Below are 20,058 nucleotides of genomic sequence, written 5' to 3' on the forward strand. Positions count from 1 at the left end.
CGTACGTCCGAGCCGGGAGGAGACACTAGATGGGCAGCCGTACCGCGCTGGTCGAGGATCTGATGGAGCGGTTCCCGCACGTGCCGCGGGAAGCCGTCTTCAAGGAGGACCTGCTCCGGGGCGGCGTGGCCTTCGACCCGTCCGCCCTCAGCGACAACGAGAGCGGCGAGGTCAAGCCGAAGTCGTACTTCATCTTCTCCTTCGACCACGGCACCCTGCCCGAGCTGGGCGAGGCCGCGCTCCGGCGCCCGCCGGAGGAGATCATCCTCACCGGCGGCCCCTACGACCTGCGCCGCACCGTCGTCTCGGTCCGGGTGAACCCCTCCTCGCCGTACCGCGTCGCCGCGAACGAGGACGGCGTGCTCGGCCTCTACCTCGACGGGAAGCGCATCGCCGACGTCGGGGTGCCGCCGATGCCGGAGTACTACCGGCACACCCTCTCCAACGGGAAGTCGGTCATGGAGGTGGCACCCACCATCCAGTGGGGCTACCTGATCTACCTGACCGTCTTCCGGGTCTGCCAGTACTTCGGCGCCAAGGAGGAGTGCCAGTACTGCGACATCAACCACAACTGGCGCCAGCACAAGGCGGCCGGCCGTCCCTACACCGGGGTGAAGGACGTCGAGGAGGTCCTCGAGGCCCTGGAGATCATCGACCGCTACGACACGGCGAAGGCGTCCACCGCCTACACCCTCACCGGCGGCGCCATCACCAAGACCGTCGCCGGCCGCGACGAGGCCGACTTCTACGGCCACTACGCCAAGGCCATCGAGGAGCGCTTCCCCGGCCGCTGGATCGGCAAGGTCGTCGCCCAGGCGCTGCCCCGGGACGACGTGCAGCGCTTCAAGGACTACGGCGTGCAGATCTACCACCCCAACTACGAGGTGTGGGACGAGTACCTGTTCAAGATGTACTGCCCCGGCAAGGAGCGCTACGTCGGCCGCGACGAGTGGCACAAGCGCATCCTCGACTCCGCCGAGATCTTCGGCGCCCGCAACGTCATCCCCAACTTCGTCGCCGGCGTCGAGATGGCCGAGCCCTTCGGCTTCAAGACGGTCGACGAGGCCATCGCCTCCACCACCGAGGGCCTGCGCTTCTTCATGTCGCAGGGCATCACGCCCCGGTTCACCACCTGGTGCCCGGAGCCGACCACCCCGCTGGGCAAGGCCAACCCGCAGGGCGCCCCGCTGGAGTACCACATCCGGCTCCTCGAGGCCTACCGCGCCACCATGGACGACTTCGGCCTGTCCTCGCCCCCCGGCTACGGCCCGCCCGGACCCGGCCGCGCCGTGTTCTCCGTCAGCTCCTTCATGGACAGCCTCCCGGCCCAGGAGTCGGTCGAGGTGTGAGGAAGGGGCGGGGAAAGGGGCGCGCAACCGCCTCCGAGCGCCGCGGAAGAGCATGCGGAAGGCCGGGACCGGGAGTCCCGGCCTTCCTTTGCGCAGGGTGCCGGTGAGAGGGTGCGGACCACCGCGTCATACCGGACGAAGACGGCGCTTGTCAGGTGAGCCGAGAACGTGAAAAGCTCGTCCACTGCCGCGAGGTTCCCCCAACTCCACCACTGATACGGCGAGTTGACCTCGCTCGTGATGCAGGAGACCCATGCCCGACCTGCCGAGCCCCCAGGACGCCACCGAGGCGGCGCTGTTCTCCGAGTGCTGGGACGCGGTGCTCTCCTACGCCGACCTGTGCACGTCCGGGTCCGCCGCCGCCGCGCAGCTCGCCCGCGAGGCGTTCGCCCAGGGCATACGGGAGGTCCGCGCGGCCGAGGCGGGCACCGTCCGCGGCACCGGCCGCCGCTCCTCCCGGCTGCCCCGGATACCCCTGCTGCTGACCGCCGTCCGCGGCACGGCGGCGGCCTGGGAGGAGGCGGGGCAGGGCCACCGGCTCGACCCCGACCTGCGGCTGTGGCTCCACTCCGACCGGGCCGCCCGCTACACGGGCCCGCCCCTGGAGCGCCCGGTCGCCCTGCGCGCCCTGCGCGATCTGCAGCGGGCGGACGCCGAACTGCTGTGGCTGGCCGAGGCGGAGGCCCTGCCGCTGCCCCTGGTGGCCCGCCGGCTCGGCCTCGACCCCGAGACCGCGGCCGAGGAACTCGACCAGGTGAGAGGGCTGTTCCGGGACCGCTGCCACCGCAACCACCTCGACTCCCCGATGGACGCCGAGTGCCGCAGCTACGCCCGGCTGCTCGACGCCGTCACCCGCTCGCCCGCCTCCGACACCCCCGACGACCTCTCCCGGCACCTGGCCACCTGCGCGCCGTGCGCCGAGGCCGCCGCCTGCCTGCGGCTGCACGACGGAGGACTGCCCGGGGCGCTGGTCGGCGGGGTCGTCGGCTGGGGCGGCCTCGCCTATCTGGAGCGCCGCCGCCGGGCCGCGGAGGTGCGGCTCGGGACCGGGCACCGGGACGGCGCCGACCCGGAGCACGGCGACCCGGCGGACGGCACGGCCGGGGCGCGCCTCGCCCGCCACGGCCTGCTGGCAGCCGCCGTGCTGGTCTCCGGGCTCGCGCTCACGGTCTCGCTGATGCCGTTCGGCGACACGGACGCCGAGAGCGCCGTGCGCCCCGACACCGACCGGCGGTCGGTGACCGGTCCCGGCCTGCCCCCGCCGACCGCCTCGGCCGGGGCACCCTCCCCGTCCGCCTCCGCCGCCGACCCGTCCGGCACCCCCGCCGGCCCCCGGAAGCCGTCCGCGGAACACACACCGGACCGGGACGAGCCCGCCCCCGAGCCCCAGGGCACCTCCTCCGCCACCGCCACCGCCACCGTCGCCCCCGCCCCTGGCGGGCCGCCCTCCTGCCGGGTCGCCTACCACCTGGTCAACCAGTGGCCCGACGGCTTCCAGGCCACCGTCACCGTCACCACCCGCGAACCCCTCGACTCCTGGCGGGTCGGCTTCTCCTTCCGGGACGGCCAGCGGGTCCGCCAGATGTGGGACGCCACCGCGAGCCAGGACGGCTCCCGCGTCACCGCCACCGCCGCCGACTACAACAGGAAGGTCCCCGCCGGCGCGGAGCTCGCCTTCGGCTTCCTCGCCTCCTGGCGCGGCACCAACTCCCCGCCGTCCGACTTCACCCTCAACGGCCGCCCCTGCGCGAAGGCGTGAGGGGGAAGTCCGGGGTGCCGGGGGCCCGGGAGACCGGCGGCGGGAAAACCGGTTGGCGGGCCCGGGGCGCGGCGGGCTAGGGTGAGCGCGGATCAGGCGGTGGCCGCGGGCCGCCGCACCGGAGCGTCGCTCGGACGACGCGTGAGCGGAGCGAGGAGGTGTCGACCGATGGCTGTCACTGCGCAGGGCGCTGCCCGCACTCGGGAAACCATCAAGTCCACCTCCGTGGCCACCGGCTGACCTCACCCCCTTTTTTCGTTTTTTCGTTCCGCGCGCCCGCGCGGCCGCCGGGGCCACCCTCGTGAAGGGTCCTCCCCTTGAGTTCCACCTCCCTTTCCTCTCCCTCCTCCGGCTCCTCCGGCTCCTGCGCGCTCGCTCGCTTCGGCTGGGACGACGCCTGGGCGGACGCGTTCGCCCCGTACGGCGCGCAGGGGCTGCTGCCCGGCCGCGTGGTCCGGGTCGACCGCGGTCAGTGCGACGTCGTCACCGCCGACGGGACCCTGCGCGCCGACACCGCCCACGTGACCCCGCACGACCCCCTGCGGGTGGTGTGCACCGGCGACTGGGTCGCCGTCGAACCGGAGGGCGACCCGCGCTACGTACGGACGTGTCTGCCGCGCCGTACCGCCTTCGTGCGCTCCACCTCCTCCAAGCGGTCCGAGGGGCAGGTCCTCGCCGCCAACGTCGACCACGCCGTCGTCGCCGTCCCGCTCGCCGCCGAGCTCGACCTGGCCCGCATCGAACGGTTCCTCGCGCTCGCCTGGGAGTCCGGGGCACAGCCGGTGGTCGTGCTCACCAAGGCCGACCTCGTACCGGACGCGGTGACGCGGGCGCACCTCGTCCAGGACGTGGAGACCAGCGCGCCGGGCGTGCCGGTGCTCACCGTCAGCGCACGGGAGGGGGCCGGCCTCGACGTCCTCGCGGCGGTCGTCGCCGGGGGCACGTCGGTGCTGCTCGGGCAGTCCGGGGCGGGCAAGTCCACGCTCGCCAACGCGCTGCTCGGCGAGGACGTGATGGACGTGCGGGCCGTCCGGGACGTCGACGGCAAGGGCCGGCACACCACGACCACCCGCAACCTGCTGGCGCTGCCCGGCGGGGGAGTCCTCATCGACACGCCCGGCCTGCGGGGCGTCGGCCTGTGGGACGCCGGCACCGGCGTCGGCCAGGTGTTCTCCGAGATCGAGGAACTCGCCGAGGGCTGCCGCTTCCACGACTGCGCCCACGAGAGCGAGCCGGGCTGCGCGGTCCTCGACGCCATCGGGAGCGGGGCCCTCCCGCAGCGCCGTCTGGAGAGCTACCGCAAGCTGCTGCGGGAGAACCAGCGCATCGTCGCCAAGACCGACGCGAGGCTCCGTGCGGAGATCCGCAAGGACTGGAAGCGCAAGGGCGCCGAGGGCAGGGCGGCGATGGAGGCCAAGCGCGGCCGCCGGCGGTAGCCGGGTGCGGGGCGGTCCCGAGAGGGAGCGCCCCGCACCGTCCCCGCTCCCATGTCCCTGTCCGATTTCCGCCGGTCGGGGCTCCCCGACCGGCGGAGACTGGACGGTGTGAAGGACGACGACAGCAGGTACGAAGCGGTGCGGAGCCGGGACGCCCGGTTCGACGGGGCGTTCTTCTTCGCCGTGGAGACGACCGGGATCTACTGCCGGCCCAGCTGCCCCGCGGTCACGCCGAAGCGGCGCAACGTGCGGTTCTTCGCGACCGCCGCCGCCGCGCAGGGCGCCGGCTTCCGGGCCTGCCGGCGGTGCCGTCCGGACGCCGTCCCCGGCTCCGCCGAGTGGAACGTGCGGGCCGACGTCGTGGGCCGGGCCGTGCGGCTGATCGCCGACGGCGTGGTCGACCGCGAGGGCGTCGCCGGACTCGCCGCACGGCTCGGCTACAGCGCCCGCCAGGTGCAGCGGCAGCTCACCGGCGAGCTCGGCGCCGGGCCCGTCGCCCTCGCCCGGGCGCAGCGGGCGCACGCCGCGCGCGTCCTGCTCCAGACCACCGGGCTCCCGGTCACCCACATCGCCTTCGCCGCCGGATTCGCCAGCGTGCGGCAGTTCAACGACACCGTCCGGGCCGTGTACGCCGCCACGCCCAGTGAGCTGCGGGCCGCCGCGCCCGGCCGGGGCCGGACCGGCGAACGCCCCGCCACGCCGTCCGCCGGGATCCCCCTGCGGCTCGCCCACCGCGGCCCCTACCCGTCCGGACCCGTCTTCGACCTGCTGGAACGCGAGGCCGTCCCCGGTGTGGAGGACGTGAGCGGCCCCCCGGGCGCCCGCACCTACCGGCGCACGCTGCGGCTCCCCTACGGCACCGGCATCGCCGCCGTCCACGAGCGCACCGGCGCCGCGCGCACCGGGTCGGGCGCCCACCCCGGCGGCTGGCTCGACGCCCGGGTCCACCTCACCGACCCGCGCGACCTGACCACCGCGGTCCAGCGGCTGCGGCGGCTGTTCGACCTGGACGCCGACCCGTACGCGGTCGACGAGCGGCTCGGCGCCGACCCCCGGCTCGCCCCGCTGGTCGCCGCCCGGCCCGGGCTGCGCTCGCCGGGGGCCGCCGACCCGGAGGAACTGGCGGTGCGCGTCCTGGTGGGCCGCGAGGAGGCCGCACGGCTGGTCCAGCGGTACGGCAAGGCCCTCGACGCCCCCTGCGGCGGCCTCACCCACCTGTTCCCCGAAGCGGGCGTCCTCGCCGAGGCCGAGCCCGGCGGCACCCTGGGCGCGCTCACCGCCGCCCTCGCCGACGGCGCCGTCCGCCTCGGCCCCGGCGCCGACCGGGACGAGGCCCAAGACGCCCTGGGCGCCGTCCCCGGCCTGGACGCCCGTACGATCGCCGGGATCCGCGCCCGTGCCCTCGGCGACCCGGACGTGGCCCCGCCCGGCGCCGATGTTCCCGACAGCTGGCGCCCCTGGCGCACCTACGCCCTGAACCACCTGCGCGCCGCAGGGGAGTTGGAGTACCGATGAGCACGACGACGACCACCGTGTACTGGACGAGCGCGGACAGCCCCTTCGGGCCGCTCCTGCTCACCGCCACCCCGGCCGGCGAGCTGACCTCGCTCTCCGTGCCCGGGCAGAAGGGCGGGCGCACCGTCCAGGACGGCTGGCGGCGGGACCCGGGGCCGTTCCGCGCGGCCGAGGAGCAGCTCGCCGCGTACTTCGCGGGCGAGCTGGAGGAGTTCCGGCTGGCCGTGCGCACCGCCGGCACCCCCTTCCGGGAGAAGGTCTGGGCCGCGCTCGACGACGTCCCCTACGGGGCGACCGTGACGTACGGCGAGATCGCCGCGCGGATCGGCGCGCCCCGGGCCGCCGTACGGGCCGTCGGCGGGGCGATCGGCGCGAACCCCCTGCTCGTCGTCCGCCCCTGCCACCGGGTGATCGGCTCCGACGGGTCGCTGACCGGATACGCGGGCGGGCTGGAGCGGAAGGTGCGGCTGCTCACGCACGAGGGCGTGCTGCGGCCGTGAGCGCGGTCAGCCCCAGAGCACCGCGCCCAGCCACGCCGCCGTGACCACTTGGCAGGCGAACAGTTCGGCCAGCACGCTCGAGCCCCCCGAGCGCATCACCGTGCGCAGCGCCGCGACCGCCTCGCCGCGGCGGCCCAGACGGAGCCGCTCAGCGAGGTAGATCCCGGCCAGGAAGCCCGGGACCGCACCGACCACCGGCAGCAGCACGAAGCCGAGGAACGAGCCCCCGCCCGCGTAGGCCATCACCCGGCCGTCGGCGCCCTCCGCCCGCAGTCGGCGGGGCGGCAGCGCCCAGCGCACCACCTGGGAGAGGAACAGCACGGCGGTCGCCCCCACCAGCACCCACCACGCGACGGGCTGCGGGTCCTTCAGCGCCCACCACAGGATCGCGGCCCACACCAGCCACGATCCGGGCACCCCGGGCAGCAGCACTCCGCACAGGCCGAGCAGGAGCACCAGCCCGGCCAGCAGGAGGTCCCACGCTCCCATCAGTCCAGGGTGCAGGAGGCCCGGACCCGGCGCAGGACGGACCGTCCCGTGCGGTGCGGGGGCGGATTTTCCGGTTGCCCCGTTCTCATCCGGCCGGGGCGGTGGACAATCGGGGCATGAGCCAGCAGGGGGGAAGGCCCACCGGTCGTCACGAGGACGACTGGTGGGAGGAGCTGTACGGCGACGCCGCCGTCGACGACACGGGCCCCGCGACCGCGTCCGATTCCCTGGACGACCGCTTCGCCTCGGCGTCCGGAACGCTGCACGAGGCCCCGCCCCCGGCGGACGCGCCTCCACCGGTCCCGCCTCCACCGGTCCCGCCTCCGGCGGACGCGTCTTCGGCGGACGCGTCTTCGGCGGACGCGTCCTCGGCGGACGTGCCTCCCGCCCCGGGGGGCCAGGCCCCCCGGCCGTTCCCCGACGGGACGGCGGCACACCCCCCGGGCCCCTCGGGCCCGCCTCCGGGGGGCGCCCCGTGGGGACCGCCCCCCGCCACCCCGGAAGGCCCCGTGGCCTTCGCGACGGGCACCGGCCTGCCGGGCGGCGCCGCCTCGGGCGGCGCGGGGGGAGCGGCGGCCGTCCCCCCTCCGCCGCAGGAACCCCCGTCGGCCGCTCCCGCCGCCGACCCCCGCGCCCCGCGCCTCGAACCGCCCCCGGACCCGCTCCCCTCCCGCGTCCACGTCGGGTCCCGGCCGCCCACCTACGACGCCGAGCCCACTGCCCTCCCGGCCGCCGACCCCGAGGGACTGGACGACCTGGTCCCGGACACGGTGCTGGACGGCGCCCGCTACGGGGCCTGCACCCTGCGGGCCGCCTCCGTGCGCGGGGACTCCGCGCGGTACCGGGGGGAACCGCGCCGCGACGCCCTGCTGACGGCGCGGTTCGGGACGGGGGAGCAGGCGCTGGTCCTGGTGGCGGTCGCGACCGGCGGCCGGGCCGCCCCCGGGGCGCACCGCACCGCCACCGAGGCCTGCCGGTGGATCGGCCGGGCGGTGGGCCTCAGCCACGCCCGCCTCGTCGAGGACATCAGGGCCGCCCGGCGCGGCGACCTCAAGTCCGGCCTGCACCGCCTCACCGACCGCAGCCTCGGCAGGCTCCGGGCCGACGCGGCCGGGCAGGGCCTCGAACCCGACGCCCACGCGGCCACCCTGCGCTGCCTCCTGCTGCCCGCCGACCCCGCGTGCCGCACCCGCGTCTTCTTCGGGGTCGGCCCCGGCGGGCTGTTACGGCTGCGGGACGGTGCGTGGCAGGACATCGAACCGCAGGTGAGCGAGGTCAGGGGGGAGCCCGTCGTCGGCTTCGGCTCACCGCCCTCCGGGCCCCCCGGGGGCGACCACCTCACCCTGGACCTGGGCATCCCCACGCCCCCGAGCCCGTACGAACCGTCCCCCGGGTCCTCCGAGCGGGGCGGTGCCCCCGCGGAACCACTTCGCGAGCCCTTCCGCTTCCGCACCTCCATAGCCCGCCCGGGTGACGTCCTCCTGATGTGCGCGGCCGGCTTCGCCGACCCGCTGCACGGTGAGCGGGAGCTCCGCGCCCACCTGGCCGACCGCTGGTCCCGCCCCGAGCCACCCGGCCTCGCCGCCTTCCTCGCCGACGTCCAGGTACGGGTCAAGGGGTACGCGGACGACCGCACCGCCGCCGTCTGGGAGGCGTGAGCGCGACGGGTGTGAATTCATGGAACTCGGAGGGACCTTCAAGGACACCCGAAGGGGCATACGAGAGCCATGGCCAAACAGAACCTCGCGGAACAGTTCGTCGACACCCTCACCCGCGCGGGGGTCAAGCGCCTCTACGGTGTCGTCGGCGACAGCCTCAACCCCGTCGTCGACGCCGTGCGCCGCCACTCCGCCATCGACTGGATCCACGTCCGGCACGAGGAGACCGCCGCCTTCGCGGCCGGCGCCGAGGCCCAGATCACGGGCCGGCTGGGCGCGTGCGCCGGCTCCTGCGGGCCCGGCAACCTCCACCTCATCAACGGGCTCTACGACGCCCACCGCTCCATGGCCCCGGTGCTCGCCCTCGCCTCGCACATCCCCTCCAGCGAGATCGGCCTCGGCTACTTCCAGGAGACCCACCCCGAGCAGCTGTTCCGCGAGTGCAGCCACTACTGCGAGCTGATCTCCAGCCCGCGGCAGATGCCCCGGCTGCTGGACACCGCCATCCAGCACGCGGTCGGCCGCTCCGGTGTCAGCGTCGTCGCCCTCCCCGGCGACATCGCCGACGAGCCCGCGCCGGAGCCGGCCACCGAGACCGCCCTCGTCACCTCCCGGCCCACGGTCCGCCCCGGCGACGCCGAGATCGACCGCCTCGTCGACATGATCGACGAGGCCGAGAAGGTCACCCTGTTCTGCGGCGCCGGCACGCGGGGCGCGCACGCCGAGGTCATGGAGTTCGCCCAGAAGATCAAGTCCCCGGTCGGGCACGCGCTGCGCGGCAAGGAGTGGATCCAGTACGACAATCCGTACGACGTCGGCATGAGCGGGCTGCTCGGCTACGGCGCCGCCTACGAGGCCACCCACGAGTGCGACCTGCTGATCCTGCTCGGCACCGACTTCCCGTACAACGCCTTCCTCCCCGACGACGTGAGGATCGTCCAGGTCGACGTGCGGCCCGAGCACCTGGGCCGGCGCACGAAGCTGGACCTGGCGGTGTGGGGCGACGTGAAGGAGACGCTGCGCTGCCTGACGCCGCGGGTGCGGACCAAGGACAACCGCACGTTCCTCGACCGGATGCTGAAGAAGCACGCGGACGCGCTGGAGGGGGTGGTGAAGGCGTACACGCGCAAGGTGGACAAGCACGTGCCGATCCACCCCGAGTACGCGGCCGCCGTCCTGGACGAGATCGCCGACGACGACGCGGTGTTCACCGTCGACACCGGGATGTGCAACGTCTGGGCCGCCCGCTACATCTCCCCCAACGGCCGCCGCCGGATCATCGGTTCGTTCACCCACGGTTCGATGGCGAGCGCGCTGCCCATGGCGATCGGGGCGCAGTTCGCCGACCGGGGCCGGCAGGTCGTGTCGATGTCCGGCGACGGCGGATTCGCCATGCTGATGGGGGACTTCCTCACGCTGGTCCAGTACGACCTGCCGGTGAAGGTGGTCCTGTTCAACAACTCCTCCCTGAGCATGGTCGAGTTGGAGATGCTGGTCGCCGGACTCCCCTCGCACGGCACCGCCGTCAAGAACCCCGACTTCGCCGCCGTCGCCCGCGCCTGCGGCGCCCACGGGGTGCGCGTGGAGAAGCCGAAGGAGATCGCCGGGGCGCTGAAGGCCGCGTTCAAGCACAAGGGGCCGGCCCTCGTCGACATCGTCACCGACCCCAACGCGCTGTCCATCCCGCCGAAGATCAGCAAGGAGATGGTGACCGGCTTCGCCCTGTCCGCCTCCAAGATCGTGCTGGACGGAGGGGTCGGCCGGATGCTGCAGATGGCACGGTCCAACCTGCGCAACATTCCGCGCCCGTAGGGCGGTTCAGCCCGCCTGGGGCGCCCAGCGGCGTGCGGAGGTGTCGTAGGTGTAGCGGGGCAGGCCCTCGATGCCGCTGGTGCGGAACGGGCGGCCGCGGTCGTCGACGCGGACGGTTCCGGTACGGCCCCGGGAGGACCAGTCCAGCTCCAGGTACCAGCGGCAGTCGCAGGTCCCGGTCCGGGCGGTGACCCGCAGCACCTCCGGGTCGGCCGCCGACACCCGGTAGGGCAGGCGCACCGCCGGGATCGGCGTGCCGGCGTCGTTCCCGGCGACCGCGCGGGCGAGGGGCCGGTCCTTGTCCAGGTCCACCGCGAAGTGCCGCGGGGTGAGCGCGCCGCCGCAGCCCTGGTCCATGGCGTACGCGTTCCCCGGGGCGGGGGCGGTGCGGCCGACCACGCGGACGCGCAGCGCGGTGAGGACGACGGCCGTGTCGGACGTCCCCTGCACCGACAGTTCGACGATCGTCTCGCCCCCGTGCACGGCCGACTGCGTCGCCGCCCAGGTCCCGGCGTCCTGCGGGGCCGGCGGGGGAGGGACCTGTCCCGGAGGCTTGGCGACGACGTAGTCGTGGCCGCAGCCGTACGCCCACACCTGGGAGTCGGCCGTCCAGGCGAGGGGAGGCCCGGCGGGGGCGGAGTCCGCCGGACCGGCCACCGGACCGGCGGCCGGTCCGGTGGCCGGGGCGGAGGACCTGCGCGGCGTACCGGTGGGGGCGGGGCTTTCGCCCGGCGCCGCGGAACCGGACGGGGCGGGCGAGGAGGCCCGGGCCCGGGGCGTCGCGGGGCCCGTCGTCACGGAGGCGCCCGGGGCGGCGGAGGGGCCCCCGTCGGCGGAGGGGCGCCGATCGTCGCCGGGCAGGGCGGAGAGGCTCCCCACGGTGGCGAGCAGCGCACCGGCGGCGGCCAGCGCACCGGCGGCGGCCAGCGCGACGGCGACGCGCTCGCGGCGGCGGTACCAGGGCCGGCCGCGCGCGGCCTCGTCCAGGGGTCCGCTCACGACGTCCCCGTCGGAACTCCCGCACCCGGCGAACGGCTCCCCGGCGGTGGCGCGTTCGGCCGCCGGGCCGTCCACGCCGTCCGCCGCTCCGGGCGCCCCACCGCTCGCCCGCTCCCGCGCCGGGGCGTCCTCCCCGCCCGGCCCCGAGGCCGCAGCGCCGGCCGTCGCCGCCGGGCGCGGCCGGCGCCGTGCCGCCACCGCGCGGAGCCAGCGGCGGTGGAGCTCCAGACGCTCCTCGCCCGACGCGCCGCACAGGGCGGCGAAGCGTTCCACGGGGGCGAAGTCGACGGGCACCGCCTCGCCGGCGCAGTAGCGGTGCAGCGTGGAGGTGTTCATGCCCAGGCGGCGGGCCAACGAGCCGTAACTGCGGTCCGTACGCCCCTTCAACTCCCGCAGCAGCGCCGCGAACCGCGCCACGTCGTCCTGTGCCGACACCGTCACCCCGCACTCGTCCGGCCCGGTCCGGCCCCGGGACCGCGTCCCACGGACGCCCCGGGCATCCCAGGCACCTCATGTACCTGCACGTCAAAGGGGCTGGGATGGTTCCATGCCCGCGAATCCGGCGACGGCGCTTGCGCCCGCCTCCGGAGGCGGCCGATGCTCTGGGTGCCGCCCCGACGGCCGCCGGACGGACCGTCCCGGCCGCGTCCGGCGCACCGTTTTCGCATTCACCACGCACTCCTCACAGGGGACATCCATGCCCATGCGCACCCGAGCCGCCACCCTGGCCGCACTCACCGCCGCGGTCCTCGCGGCCGGCACGGCACTGACCGCGCCGGCCGGAGCCGCGCCGAAGAAGGCCGCGCCCAGGTTCCTCGCGGCGTCCGAGCTGCCGCCGCACCCGTGGTCCGACTGGACCGCGGGCCCGGTCACCGACGGCTTCCCGGCGGAACTCGCCTTCTGCCTGGGCGAGGGCGTGCCGGCCCACGACCACCGGCACCGGGTCTTCCGCACCGAGCTGGACACCGGCGCCGTGCAGGTCACCACCGTCACGCGCTCCGCCGCCCGGGGCAAGGCGCTGGCCGCCCTGCTGAACAAGAAGATCCGCTCCTGCGCGGACCGGATCGAGCGGTCCTCCCCGGAGATCGAGGCGGAGGGCCGGTTCTACGGTTCGCTGCCGGTCGAGGAGGGCGCACAGGTGCACGGTCTGCACACCGCCACCTCCTGGGGCGCCACGGACGTCCACCTGCTGTCCGTGGGACGGGACGGCAGGACGGTGACCGTCGTGGGCTGGGGGCAGATGGGCGACTTCGACGACGCCCCGGTGGCCGCCTTCAAGAAGACGACGAAGAGGGCCGTCAACAAGCTGTACTGACCGCGCGACCACCGCGCAAGCCGGGGTCGTCCTCTCGCCACGGGGGTCGGGGGGACGGCCCCGCGCGGTTGTGTGGCCATCGCACTTCGGCCAACAACCGGCCGGTGACGGCCCGGCATGACTGGCGGGTGGGTGACGGGGCAAGCATTCCCGTGAACGTGTTCGAGCAGCAGGGGGACCGACATCGGCACGCGGGCGGGGGAGCATGGAGAGGCAGGGACGAGGAGGCGGTTCCGCCACGGTCGGAGCCTTCTCGGGGAAGACCGCGGACACGACGGCGGACGGCGGTGCGGCACCGCAGGCGCCGACGGCCCGGCTGAGGCGCCGGCTGGGGCGGGCGGACCTGCGGGCGGTGCCCGAGTCGCGCAGGGCGCTGCGCGAACTGCTCGGGCCGTGGGGGAGACCGGAGCAGTGCGCGATCGCGGAACTGCTCACCAGTGAGCTCGTCACCAACGCGCTCGTCCACACCGACCGGGAGGCGGTCCTGACGGCCACCGTCGGGCCCGGGGGGCTGCGGGTGGAGGTGCGGGACTTCGCGGCCCGCGAGCCCCGGCCGCGCGTACCGGCCGCCGACGGGACGAACGGCCGGGGACTGGTGCTCGTCGAGTCCCTCGCCGACGAGTGGGGGGTCAGGGCGCACGGGGTGGGCAAGGCGGTCTGGTTCGCGCTCGACGCGGACGCCGCTTAGGGCCCGTCCGGCGGGATCGGGGTGCGGGAGGTCGGCGGCGCCCCGGTGTCACCGGTGGGCGGGGCCGGAGCGGTTCGCGTGCGGGGCGAAGGGGGCGGCGACGCGGAGCGTCGGCACCCGGCGACGACACGGGCGGGGCGGGAGGGCCGCCCCCGCCCGCCCCGCACCCGCCGCGTGATCCGCCGGCCACCCACCGGAGCGCCCCCGTCCGGACCGGTCCGCGTCGCCGGTGCCCGCCGGAGCGCCGCGGGCCGTGCGCGGCTCAGGCGTGGGACAGGGCGAACGAGACCAGGAAACCGCTCACCGTGACCAACCCGATGGCCAGGTGGGCGTCCTCGAAGGCCTCGGGGATCATCGTGTCGGCGATCATGGCGAGGATCGCTCCGGCCGCCACCGCCGTGACGGCGGCGATCACCGCGGGAGAGAAGGCACCGACGACGGTGTAGCCGAGGACGGCGGACACGGTACTGGCGGCGGCGATCGCGCCCCACACGCCGAAGACGTACGCCTTGCCGCGGCCCGCCCGTCTCATCCCCGCCGAGCTCGACAGCCCCTCCGGGACGTTGCTGATGAACACGGCCGCCACGGTCACCAGACTGACCGCGCCGCCGTCCAGCAGGCTCACCCCGATCACGGCCGACTCCGGCACCCCGTCCAGCAGCGCCCCGAGCGCCAGCGCCAGCCCGGAGCCGCCTTGCTGCGCCTCGGACGGCTGGGCGTGCGCCGGACGGTGGCCGGAGCGCTTGCGGTGCCGGGCGCCGCGGCGGGCCAGCCAGAGGTTCCCGGCGGTGTAGGCGCCCGCGCCGACGAGCGTGCCGATCGCCGCCGGAGCCAGCCCCGCCTGGTCGTAGGCCTCACCGACCAACTCGAAGGAGACCGCGGAGATCAGCACCCCCGCGCCGAACGCCATCACCGTGGCGACCACCTTCTGCGGCACCCGCACCCCGAAACCGATCACCGCGCCCAGGAGGAGCGCGGACCCCGCCACCAGTCCCCACAGTCCCGCCTGCACCACATCGTTCATGCGTCACCGGTACCCGGTGGCGCACCGCCGAGCCCGTCACGGCCGGAAACGGCACACCGCCACCGGGCGCCGGAGCGCACGATGGCGGTGAGAGGTCCCGCAGGCCGAGCGGCCGGCGGGGTTCAGCCGGTGGGGGACTTGTCCTCCACCCGCATGCGCCCGCCCAGGAACCCGCCGAGGGCGGTGATCAGGGACAGGGCCACCAGCAGCAGGGCGGCCGGCCACGAGGCACCCCCGCCGGCCGCGAGCAGCGCGGTCGCGAGGAAGGGGAGGAAGCCGGTGAGAGCGCCGGCCAGGTTGTAGGACAGAGCCACGCCGGTGTAGCGCAGCCGGGCCGGGAACAGTTCGGCGAGCAGCGCCCCGGACACGGCGTACGCGACGGAGAGCACGCCGATGCCGGTCGCCATGGCCAGCACGACCACGACCGGGTTCTCGGTCTCGACCAGCCAGAAGAGCGGGAAGGCGAAGGCGGCGCTGAGCAGGCCGCCCCACAGCGTGACCCGGCCGGCGCCGAGGCGGTCGGCCGCACGGCCCACGACGATGATCACCACGATCTGGACGACCGCCGCCACCAGCGTGCCGTTGACCATGAGGGAGCGCGGCATGCCCAGGGTGTCGGCCCCGTAGCTGATCATGAAGGTGGTCAGCATGTAGAACCCGCCGACCCCCAGGGTCGCCGAGGCCATCGCGATCAGCAGCCGGCCCCAGGCCTGGCGGAAGATGTCGAGCGCCGGCACCTTGGCCTGCTCGTTCTGCTCCAGCATCTCGTCGAAGAGCGGCGACTCCTCCACCTTGCGGCGGATGTAGACGGCGATGCCCATCAGCGGGAAGGCCATCAGGAACGGCAGGCGCCAGCCCCAGGAGTCGAAGGACTCGGACGGCAGGAGGAGCACCAGGGCGAAGGCCCCGGAGGAGAGCAGGGTGCCCACGGGGGAGCCGACCTGCGGGAGCGCGGCGTACCAGCCGCGCTTCTCCGGCGGCGCGTGTTCCACGGCCAGGGTGATGGCGCCGCCCCACTCACCACCGACGGCGATGCCCTGGACCAGGCGCAGGAACACCAGCAGCAGCGGTGCGGCGATGCCGATGGTGGCGTAGCCGGGCAGCAGACCGATCAGACCGGTGGCGATACCGATCATGATCACGGTGATCAGCAGGGCCGGCTTCCTGCCCATGCGGTCGCCGAGCCATCCGAAGACCAGGGCGCCGATCGGCCGGGCGGCGAATCCGACACCGAAGGTCGCGAAGGCCGCCAGGGTGGCCGCCGTGGGGTTGAGGGTGGTGAAGTACAGCCGGTTGAAGACGATGGCGGAGGCGGTGCCGAAGAGGAAGTAGTCGTACCACTCCAGCGCCGTGCCGACGAAGGACGCGAAGGCGACCCGTCCGGCGTCCTTGGCCTTCGCATCGGTCGTCGTGCCCGGCGGAGCCCCTGGGGTGACCTGGCCGACTGTGCTCATGCGTGACTCCTTGCGTCCGGCCGGGGGGTTCCGGCCGTGGGGAGGGGACCGTTCACCGTCGGGAGGTCCCCGACTGCGTCGGCGCCGTGGACGCACTCCCCGGCCACGAAGGTGGCGAGGACGTCGATGGCGCCGATCCGATGGCTGTCGACGGTGACAGGGTCATCGGAAAGTATGACGAAATCGGCATATGTGCCGGGGGTGAGGCTGCCGCGACGGTCCTCGTCGTGGCTGGCCCATGCCGCGTCGACGGTGTAGGCCCGGAGGGCCTGCTCCGCGCTCACGCGCTCGTCCGGGGCGAGGACGGTGCCCGCCCGGCTGAGGCGCTCGACCATGGACTGCATCCCGAGGAGGGGCGCTCCCGGGGCGACCGGCCGGTCGGAGCTGCCCGGCACCCGGATCCCCCGGTCGAGGAAGGAACGGTGCCGGTACATCCACAGGGTACGGTCCGGGCCGAGCCCCTCGGACATGCTGTCGCCGACGTCGTACAGGAAGCGCGCCTGCGGCACCGGGACCACGCCCAGCTCCACGTAGCGCTCCAGCTGGTCGGGGCGGACCACGGCGGAGTGCTCGATGCGGTGCCGCACGTCCGGGCGGGGCAGCACGCCCTGGGCCTCGGCGAAGGCGTCGAGGGCGAGGTCGACGGCGCTGTCGCCGATGGCGTGCGCGGCCACCCGCCAGCCGGACCGGTGGGCCTCGACGACGAGCCGGCGCATCTCCTCCGGGCTGCCCTGGTAGACGCCGCTCGCGTGGTCGTGCCCGCAGAACGGCTCGGACACCGCGGCCGTGCGGCCGATCAGCGACCCGTCCAGCCAGATCTTCATCGGGCCCAGCCGCAGCCGGTCGTCGCCGAAGCCGGAGCGCAGACCCAGGTCGATGCCGGTGGTGATGCCGTCGTCGGCGTGGGCCCGCAGGGCGTGCAGGTTGTCGGCGGCCACCATCAGCTCCACCCGGGTGCGCAGCGTCCCGCGTTCGCGGGCGAGCTGGTACGCGGCGGCCTCGACGGGACTGCGGCCGATGAGGCCGAGCCCGATCCCGGCCTCCACCACGTGGGTCAGCCCCTCCGCCGCGTAGACCGCGCTCGCGCGGCCCAGGGCGGCGGCCAGGTCGGCCACCGGGTAGGGCATGACCAGGCCGGTGACCAGGGACTGGGCCCGCTCCTGGAGCAGGCCGGTCGGCGCGCCGTCGCCGTCGCGCACCACGACCCCGCCCTCGGGGGAGTCCGCCGTGCCGTCGAGGACGCCGGCCCGCCGCAGCACCTCGCTGCCGACCGCGCACATGTGCCCGGAGCGGTGCTTGAGCCACACCGGCCGGCCGCCCGCGGCCCGGTCCAGTTCCGTGCGGTGCGGGTGCCCGCCCATGACCGTGTCGTCGTAGCCGGAGCCCACGATCCAGGCGTCGGCGGGCAGACCGGCCGCGCGGCGGGCGACGGCGTCGTAGACCTGGGACAGCGTGGTCGCCGTGCTCAGGTCGAGCTCGTCCAGGGACTGGCCGAACCAGGCCATGTGGTTGTGGGCGTCGCCGAATCCGGGGACGACGACCGTGCCGCCGCAGTCGAGCACGGTGCGCGCGGGCAGGTCCTCGACCGTCGCGTCGAGGCCGACGATCCGCCCCGCCAGGACACCGAGGGTGCGGGCGTGGGGATGGCGGTCGTCCACGGTGCGGATGCGGGCGTTGCGCAGTTTGAGATCGAGCATGGAACGGCTTTCCGATGGAGGGTCCGGGTCCCGGTGGCCGGGGCCGGTTCAGGCCAGGTTCTGCAGACGGGTCAGCGGCAGGTCCGCGGCGTGGTGGACGTTGACCGGCCGGCCGTCGACCAGTACCGCGTCCGGTGTGGTGGGCACCCGCACCGTCGGTACGGCGGTGTTGGCGACCATGTCGCCGCGCGTCAGACCGCGGCTGTCGCGCAGGGCCGTGTAGCGCACCCCCTTGGGGAGGGCGCCCGCGGAGGCGCGGTCGTCCAGGCAGGCCCGGGAGACGAAGACGGTGGACAGCCGGCGCGGCGCCCCGCCCAGGCCGCCGAAGTAGGGCTTCATCACCCGCGGCTGGGTCAGCCGGGTGGAGCCGGAACCCGAGCCCGACACCCCCCAGGCGACGAAGCCGGACTTGAGCACCAGCTCCGGCTGCGCGCCGAACGTGGCGGGGCGCCACAGCACCACGTCGGCGAGGCGGCCGGGCCGCAGGGAGCCGACGTCCGCGGCCATGCCGTGGGCGATCGCGGGATTCAGCGTGATCTTGGCCAGGTAGCGCAGCACCCGCTCGTTGCCGACGAAGTCCGGGCCGGTCTGTCCCGCCAGGTGGGCCTGCACGTGCGCGAGCTGCCAGGTGCGGCGCGCGGTCTCGGCGATGCGGCCCATGCCCATGGAGTCGGAGTTGACGATGCTGATCGCGCCGAGGTCGTGCAGGGCGTTCTCGGCGGCGATGGCGTGCTCGCGCACCCGGCTCGCCGCGATCGACACGTCGCTCTCCACCCCGTGGTGGCCGCCGTGGACCGTCATCGTCATGGGCAGCAGCTCGGCGACGGTGGCCGGGGTCAGCGGCAGCGTCGGGGTGGTGGAGGAGGTCAGCACGTGCGGTTCGGAGACGATCTCCAGCAGGTCGGGGTGACCGCCGCCGCCCTCGACGTGGTAGGCGTGCACGGTGCGCCCGCGGGTGGCCGAGAGGGTGTCGGCGAGGTAGCCGGACTCGTTGAGGGTGTCGGTGTGCAGGGCGACCGGCAGGTCGGCCTCCTCCGCCACGCCCAGGCAGGTGTCGACGATGCGGGGCGTGGCCCCCCAGTCCTCGTGGATCTTGAAGCCGCCGGAGCCGGCGAGCACCGCGCGCTCCAGCAGCTCCTGCGAGGAGGAGGAGCCCCGGGCGAGGAACGCCACGTTGACCGGGGCGTCGCGCCAGCCCTCGATGAGGCTGTGCAGGTTGTGGGCGGGGTTGGCGCCGACGTCCCACACGCCGCCGATCCCCATGCCGACCATGGTGGTGACGCCGGCGGAGAGCGCCGCGGGCACCACCTCGGGGCTGGAGAGGTGGACGTGGGAGTCCACGATCCCGGCCGTGGCGATGAGCCCCTGGCCGTTGATCATCGCGGTGTGGGAGTCGACGACGAGTTCGACGCCGTCGTTGTTCTCCGGGTTGCCGGCCCGCCCGATGCCGACGATCCGGCCCTCCTTGATGCCGATGTTGGTCTTCCGCACGCCGATCAGCGGGTCCATGACGACCACGCCGAGGATCACCATGTCCAGGGCGCTCTCCCGCGGGGCCCGGCCGGCCACCAGCAGGCCGTCGCGGGCGGTCTTGCCGCAGCCGCCGAGCATCTCCTCGCCGGGCTCGGTGTCGTCGGCGTCCACCCGCACCCACAGGTCGGTGTCGGCCAGCCGGACGCGGTCACCGGCGGTCGGGCCGTACAGGGACGCGTACGCCTGCCGGGACATCCGGCTCATCGCTCTCCTCCTCGTGCCACCACGGTGACGGTGCGGGTCGTGCCGGGCTCGAACCGCTCCGAGGTCCCGGCCGGGACGTCCAGCCGGTGGCCGCGGGCGGCCTCGCGGTCGAACTCCAGGGCGGCGTTCGCCTCCTCGAGCGGGAAGTGGGAGGATACCCACACCGCGCGGGCGCCCCGGTTGGTGATCTCCAGGTCCTTGCGCGGGCGGCCGGGCGCCAGCTCCGTCCCGCCCCCGGCGGACAGCACGGCGCCGGGGGCGTCCGGCCCGGCCGGGCCGAACGGTTCGGCCACGTGGACCAGCGTGGAACCGTGCGGGAAGAGCGCCTCCACCTGCAGGCTGGGCACGGCGCCGGCGACCCCCGGCAGCAGCCGGTCGCGCGGCACGACCTCCCGGGCCCGCTCGACCACGGTCTCCAGCGGCACGCCGTCCCAGGCCATCTCCAGGACCTCGTCGCACACCAGGGCGACGGCCTCGGTCGCGCCGAGCCGGGCACCGCGGGCGAGCCGCCGCCGGGCGAGCTCGGCGGCCGAGAACAGCGTCAGCCGTTCCTGTTCGCGTGGAGTCAGATGCATGGGTGTTCCCCTCGGGACGGTGCGGGCCCGTTGGCCGCGCGGTGGGGCATG

At 74.9% G+C, this 20,058-nt stretch carries 16 protein-coding genes; 9 read left to right on the forward strand and 7 right to left on the reverse strand.

The window, feature by feature from the left end; genetic code table 11:
* Positions 1-29 precede the first annotated feature (29 nt).
* From CP969_RS29700 to CP969_RS29720, 5 genes are all read left to right on the forward strand, one after another.
* On the forward strand, positions 30-1,349 hold the full coding sequence (locus CP969_RS29700; protein WP_016824098.1) for a radical SAM protein: 1,320 nt from the start codon (positions 30-32) through the stop codon (positions 1,347-1,349).
* 253 nt (positions 1,350-1,602) lie between these two features.
* Positions 1,603-3,108 (forward strand): cellulose binding domain-containing protein, encoded by a 1,506-nt coding sequence (locus CP969_RS29705; protein ID WP_150474978.1) that lies wholly within the window; start codon positions 1,603-1,605, stop codon positions 3,106-3,108.
* 317 nt (positions 3,109-3,425) lie between these two features.
* Positions 3,426-4,544: a ribosome small subunit-dependent GTPase A gene (gene rsgA / locus CP969_RS29710; protein ID WP_016822998.1), complete on the forward strand. Its 1,119-nt coding sequence runs from the start codon at positions 3,426-3,428 to the stop codon at positions 4,542-4,544.
* A gap of 51 nt (positions 4,545-4,595) precedes the next feature.
* Positions 4,596-6,059: a DNA-3-methyladenine glycosylase 2 family protein gene (locus CP969_RS29715; protein WP_223887120.1), complete on the forward strand. Its 1,464-nt coding sequence runs from the start codon at positions 4,596-4,598 to the stop codon at positions 6,057-6,059.
* Complete coding sequence (locus CP969_RS29720) at positions 6,056-6,559, forward strand: methylated-DNA--[protein]-cysteine S-methyltransferase (RefSeq protein ID WP_016824095.1); 504 nt, start codon at positions 6,056-6,058, stop codon at positions 6,557-6,559. The genes CP969_RS29715 and CP969_RS29720 overlap by 4 nt, the downstream gene beginning before the upstream one ends.
* A 6-nt stretch (positions 6,560-6,565) precedes the next feature.
* Here the strand turns inward: CP969_RS29720 and CP969_RS29725 are convergent, their stop codons facing one another.
* A complete protein-coding gene (locus CP969_RS29725) occupies positions 6,566-7,048 on the reverse strand; it encodes a DUF456 domain-containing protein (RefSeq protein ID WP_004981709.1) in 483 nt (160 codons plus the stop codon).
* Between the two features lie 116 nt (positions 7,049-7,164).
* Between CP969_RS29725 and CP969_RS29730 the strand changes: the two genes are divergently transcribed.
* Both CP969_RS29730 and CP969_RS29735 read left to right on the forward strand, forming a co-directional pair.
* Positions 7,165-8,706, forward strand: a complete 1,542-nt coding sequence (locus CP969_RS29730) for a protein phosphatase 2C domain-containing protein (protein WP_191093703.1) — start codon at positions 7,165-7,167, stop codon at positions 8,704-8,706.
* Positions 8,707-8,775: 69 nt separating this feature from the next.
* Positions 8,776-10,518: a pyruvate dehydrogenase gene (locus CP969_RS29735; protein ID WP_004981707.1), complete on the forward strand. Its 1,743-nt coding sequence runs from the start codon at positions 8,776-8,778 to the stop codon at positions 10,516-10,518.
* A gap of 6 nt (positions 10,519-10,524) precedes the next feature.
* On the opposite strand, the gene CP969_RS29740 is transcribed toward CP969_RS29735, so the two are convergent.
* Positions 10,525-11,958: a helix-turn-helix domain-containing protein gene (locus tag CP969_RS29740; protein WP_451636897.1), complete on the reverse strand. Its 1,434-nt coding sequence runs from the start codon at positions 11,956-11,958 to the stop codon at positions 10,525-10,527.
* Positions 11,959-12,214: 256 nt separating this feature from the next.
* Here CP969_RS29740 and CP969_RS29745 point away from each other — a divergent pair, with 256 nt between their 5' ends.
* A complete protein-coding gene (locus CP969_RS29745; protein WP_004981705.1) occupies positions 12,215-12,832 on the forward strand; it encodes a hypothetical protein in 618 nt (205 codons plus the stop codon).
* Between the two features lie 205 nt (positions 12,833-13,037).
* A complete protein-coding gene (locus tag CP969_RS29750) occupies positions 13,038-13,520 on the forward strand; it encodes an ATP-binding protein (protein WP_043493955.1) in 483 nt (160 codons plus the stop codon).
* A 262-nt stretch (positions 13,521-13,782) separates the two neighbouring features.
* On the opposite strand, the gene CP969_RS29755 is transcribed toward CP969_RS29750, so the two are convergent.
* The 5 genes from CP969_RS29755 to CP969_RS29775 all read right to left on the reverse strand — a co-directional run bounded on the left by CP969_RS29755 (position 13,783) and on the right by CP969_RS29775 (position 20,007).
* The gene (locus CP969_RS29755; protein ID WP_026084779.1) at positions 13,783-14,544 is read right to left on the reverse strand and encodes a ZIP family metal transporter; all 762 of its coding nucleotides are present in this window, start codon (positions 14,542-14,544) and stop codon (positions 13,783-13,785) included.
* Between the two features lie 122 nt (positions 14,545-14,666).
* A complete protein-coding gene (locus CP969_RS29760; protein WP_004981699.1) occupies positions 14,667-15,998 on the reverse strand; it encodes an MFS transporter in 1,332 nt (443 codons plus the stop codon).
* Positions 15,995-17,695 carry an amidohydrolase gene (locus CP969_RS29765; protein WP_016824091.1) on the reverse strand — a complete coding sequence of 567 codons (1,701 nt, stop codon included), beginning with the start codon at positions 17,693-17,695 and terminating at the stop codon, positions 15,995-15,997. Before CP969_RS29765 ends, CP969_RS29760 begins: the two co-directional genes overlap by 4 nt.
* Positions 17,696-17,743: 48 nt before the next feature.
* A complete protein-coding gene (locus tag CP969_RS29770) occupies positions 17,744-19,432 on the reverse strand; it encodes an urease subunit alpha (RefSeq protein ID WP_016824090.1) in 1,689 nt (562 codons plus the stop codon).
* Positions 19,429-20,007, reverse strand: coding sequence for an urease subunit gamma (locus tag CP969_RS29775; protein WP_016824089.1), 579 nt, complete (start codon positions 20,005-20,007; stop codon positions 19,429-19,431). The genes CP969_RS29770 and CP969_RS29775 overlap by 4 nt, the downstream gene beginning before the upstream one ends.
* Positions 20,008-20,058: the final 51 nt, after the last annotated feature.

Source organism: Streptomyces viridosporus T7A (genome assembly GCF_008704515.1).
In the GTDB taxonomy this organism is placed as follows: domain Bacteria; phylum Actinomycetota; class Actinomycetes; order Streptomycetales; family Streptomycetaceae; genus Streptomyces; species Streptomyces viridosporus.

Excerpts from the sequence above, each read along its gene's own strand:
- CP969_RS29725 (WP_004981709.1), bottom strand. The coding sequence starts at position 7,048 with ATGGGAGCGTGGGACCTCCTGCTGGCCGGGCTGGTGCTCCTGCTCGGC.
- CP969_RS29770 (WP_016824090.1), bottom strand. The coding sequence starts at position 19,432 with ATGAGCCGGATGTCCCGGCAGGCGTACGCGTCCCTGTACGGCCCGACC.
- CP969_RS29700 (WP_016824098.1), top strand. The coding sequence starts at position 30 with ATGGGCAGCCGTACCGCGCTGGTCGAGGATCTGATGGAGCGGTTCCCG.
- CP969_RS29715 (WP_223887120.1), top strand. The coding sequence starts at position 4,596 with ATGTCCCTGTCCGATTTCCGCCGGTCGGGGCTCCCCGACCGGCGGAGA.
- CP969_RS29750 (WP_043493955.1), top strand. The coding sequence starts at position 13,038 with ATGGAGAGGCAGGGACGAGGAGGCGGTTCCGCCACGGTCGGAGCCTTC.
- CP969_RS29760 (WP_004981699.1), bottom strand. The coding sequence starts at position 15,998 with ATGAGCACAGTCGGCCAGGTCACCCCAGGGGCTCCGCCGGGCACGACG.
- CP969_RS29705 (WP_150474978.1), top strand. The coding sequence starts at position 1,603 with ATGCCCGACCTGCCGAGCCCCCAGGACGCCACCGAGGCGGCGCTGTTC.
- CP969_RS29775 (WP_016824089.1), bottom strand. The coding sequence starts at position 20,007 with ATGCATCTGACTCCACGCGAACAGGAACGGCTGACGCTGTTCTCGGCC.
- CP969_RS29720 (WP_016824095.1), top strand. The coding sequence starts at position 6,056 with ATGAGCACGACGACGACCACCGTGTACTGGACGAGCGCGGACAGCCCC.
- CP969_RS29765 (WP_016824091.1), bottom strand. The coding sequence starts at position 17,695 with ATGCTCGATCTCAAACTGCGCAACGCCCGCATCCGCACCGTGGACGAC.
- CP969_RS29735 (WP_004981707.1), top strand. The coding sequence starts at position 8,776 with ATGGCCAAACAGAACCTCGCGGAACAGTTCGTCGACACCCTCACCCGC.
- CP969_RS29730 (WP_191093703.1), top strand. The coding sequence starts at position 7,165 with ATGAGCCAGCAGGGGGGAAGGCCCACCGGTCGTCACGAGGACGACTGG.
- CP969_RS29755 (WP_026084779.1), bottom strand. The coding sequence starts at position 14,544 with ATGAACGATGTGGTGCAGGCGGGACTGTGGGGACTGGTGGCGGGGTCC.
- CP969_RS29745 (WP_004981705.1), top strand. The coding sequence starts at position 12,215 with ATGCCCATGCGCACCCGAGCCGCCACCCTGGCCGCACTCACCGCCGCG.